The sequence below is a fragment of the Pseudoalteromonas sp. SANK 73390 genome (assembly GCF_054966645.1).
This window is the reverse complement of sequence record NZ_ARPN01000006.1, coordinates 1-3,290: the sequence shown is the minus strand read 5'-3', so window position 1 is coordinate 3,290 and position 3,290 is coordinate 1. Positions and strand designations below refer to the sequence as shown.

Here is a 3,290-nt window from a genome sequence, read left to right as displayed (position 1 = left end):
GTCACATATGATCACTTTATAAATAGGATTAGTATAATCTATTTATATACTCATAGTTTAGCATTGCCATTTTATTATAACTGTATATACTCACAGTAAATGTACTGTATGGAAAACCAGTTATATGCGTCCACTAACAAAACGACAAGAACAAGTACTTGAATTAATCAAGGTATTTATTAAAGATACAGGGATGCCTCCTACGCGTGCTGAGATAGCAGATGCGTTAGGCTTTAAAAGTGCAAATGCTGCAGAAGAGCATTTAAAGGCTCTTGCTAAAAAGGGAGTTATTGAAATGGTACCTGGAGCCAGTCGTGGTATTCGATTAGTAGAAGAGCTCGAGCCAGATAAGCTGGGGTTACCGTTAATTGGTCGAGTAGCAGCCGGAGAACCGATCCTCGCACAAGAGCATGTTGAAAGCCATTGTCAAATTGATGCTAATTTATTTAAACCTGCAGCTGATTTCTTATTGAGAGTTAATGGTATGAGCATGAAAGATATAGGGATCCTCGATGGAGATTTATTAGCGGTTCATAGTACTCAGGTTGCAGAGAATGGTCAGGTTGTTATTGCCAGAGTTGAAGACGAAGTAACGGTGAAAAGGCTTGAAAAAGCTGGAAGTAAGGTTTTCTTACATGCTGAAAATGAAGAGTTTTCACCTATTATTGTTGATTTAGAGCATGAATCTCTTGCAATTGAAGGGTTAGCTGTTGGAATAATTCGTAACAACAGTTGGATATAACAACAACTTAACTGAAGGTTATTTTGAGTATTTTATCCGGCTAGTATCACAGGCCTAAAAAAACCGTTTTTTAAACAGCAGCGCTACTTTCAATTTGTTTTATTAGCAAAAGAAAGCTCTACGACGATTTTTCTATGGCCTTGTCAGGGCAATCTTTACGATGAAGGCAGCGAGCTTCCTACTGAATTAGAACTAGAAAGTCGAGATTAAACTACTCATTTACCCCGTTGCAAGCACTAATAATGTTATTTAAGCACTTGTATGTTGGTTTGATATTTCAAATATTCAACAAGGGCTATTGATAAGTAGCTTGTAAGCATGGTGACTTTGCCTTCATGAATATTAATTGTTATTAATGTCAACGAATGTGCCTAGTAATACAGTGGGTGTATTATCTTCTGTTCTTGTAACTACAGTTTCTACCGCGTTGCAACATACCCAACCGCCGCTTTTATGCTTTATACGATACTCAATAGCTAATAGGTCTTGATTTTGGCTATTGAGGACATTTTGTAAATGAACACTCATCTTTGCCTCATCATCTGGGTGGATAAGTTCAAACATATTGAGATCTCTAAGATCATTGATGTTATATCCTAAAATGGCAGAGTAGCGTTGGTTTATTCTAATGTTTCTTTTTTTGTTTAGATCATAAAGATATAACCCACAAACAGCAGAGTTGATGACTTGTTCTAAAAACGCTCGGTTTTGCTCAAGCTCTTTTTCTGTAAACTTACGCGCGGTTATATCAATCGCTGTGCCAACAATTTTTTCGACATTATTGTATTTGTCTAAGAGAGGATAAAGGGTTGTCTGATACCATCTCTTCTCATTGTTATTTGGCAACATCTCAACATACTCAATTGGTTGCTTTCGCTCACAACAAAGAGAGTAGTTACTTTTTATTTTTTGTACTATAAATGGTGAAATTACATTTTCATTTAACTCAGATAATCGTTTATGAATTATATCTTTGGGAGATATATTGACTCTTTCACAAGCCGCTTGATTAAATTGCAAAAAGGTAAAGTCTGCTTCAGGTTCGACTTTCAGTAGCCAAATAGCCTGACTTGTACCATTGAACAGGCTATTTAAAATATTTGTTTTTTCAACTACTTGAGATTCTAGTTGTTTATTGCTTTGAATATACCTTAATGCCCCAGACATAATGCAAGCACTACCGTCTTTATCGAACTGACTATTTCCAACAGCTAGGAACCAAGCGAACTTATTCTCATAATTACGACCTAAATATTCTACTTGGAGCTTTTCTTGTGTATTGAAATGCTCTTTTATTGCGTTCTCTACTATTTCTCGGTACTCGGGGTGGATATGTTCATACCAATCAAGGTAGGTAGGGTTCTTTAAATGCTCTTTACCTATCATTTTCATTAATGTGGGTGAATAGATAACATTGTCATTTTTTATATCCCATTCCCACACACCATCTTCTGTGGCATTGATTGCCCGTTCTATTCTTTGGTGAGAGGCGTCGAGCTCTTGCTTTAATTGTTTAAATGAAGATAAGTTGTTAAATACAACAAGTGTAAATTGTTGCCCTTCAAAGGATGAAGTAACTAATCTCATCTCCATTGGTATGGCTACACCATTTTCTGAAATTATTTGGCATAATTGTTCAATTGGTTTAGATTTTTGCTGCTTGGATTCTTGTAATACTGTTGAAAGTTTGCAAAATGGGTCGTCTAGCTGGATGTGCTTGGATAGTGATGTTCCTAACATAGGTGTAGCATTTTTATAGCCTAATTCATTTAGCAGCTGAGGATTACACTTTATTATATTATTAGACTTATCTAGTAATAATGTACATACAGGCAGGCTGTTTAGCATAAATTCGGTGGTCTTATGCTCTGAAAGTAATGATTTAAGCTGTTTTTGTTCGCTTGTTAGTTTAGACAATTTATCTTTTACACCAAAAAACTGGTTAGGTGTGGGAATTGCGACTGCGCTTGGAATTAACCTAAATAAATAGACTGCAGTGACCATGGATACGGAAGCTGTAAGCGCTTTAGAGATACCATGTATACCATAAGCACCATGCCACACTGTGTATATGCCAATTAAATGTGTTATTCCACATAATAAGATAAAACTCGAAAATAAAATAAACAGCCAATGTCGCCCCACTTCAGGGCGCTGCTTTGCAAAAATCATAATGGCGATAGGAATTGAAAAATATGAAGTTGCGATGAGTAAATCAGATATTACATTTATCCACAATAAATGAGGTTGCCATAAGTAACAGTGTCCATGAGGCATATAAGCTTGATGAAAAAATGAATGAATGCTGTTTAGTTCCACCTTCACATATCCTAATGTCAAAAATGTATTTTTAAGCCTAGACTTAAAAGCTGAAACCTCAAGCTCAGATGTCTATAGAGTATAATGTTTCGTCCGTAATAATGTAAAAAGTTACTGGTGTGCAAGTTATAACTGAAAACAAGTATATTTAGTGTATCAAAGTAAGCTTGTTAGGCTGTTAAATATACAGCAATAATGCTTATTGTATGATTTTTGAATGAAGAGCCTG

2 protein-coding genes are annotated in these 3,290 nt (G+C 35.6%); one reads left to right on the top strand and one right to left on the bottom strand.

Annotated features, from left to right (window positions below; translation table 11 throughout):
* Positions 1–124: 124 nt before the first annotated feature.
* Entirely contained in the window at positions 125–742 is a 618-nt protein-coding gene (gene lexA / locus SANK73390_RS00260) for a transcriptional repressor LexA (RefSeq protein WP_261595477.1), read from the top strand.
* Positions 743–1,084: 342 nt separating this feature from the next.
* On the opposite strand, the gene SANK73390_RS00255 is transcribed toward lexA, so the two are convergent.
* A complete protein-coding gene (locus SANK73390_RS00255) occupies positions 1,085–3,061 on the bottom strand; it encodes a PAS domain-containing protein (protein WP_462762136.1) in 1,977 nt (658 codons plus the stop codon).
* Positions 3,062–3,290 lie beyond the last annotated feature (229 nt).

What these genes read in the sequence shown, in the direction of transcription:
- lexA (WP_261595477.1), top strand. Translation starts at nt 125, where the DNA reads ATGCGTCCACTAACAAAACGACAAGAACAAGTACTTGAATTAATCAAG.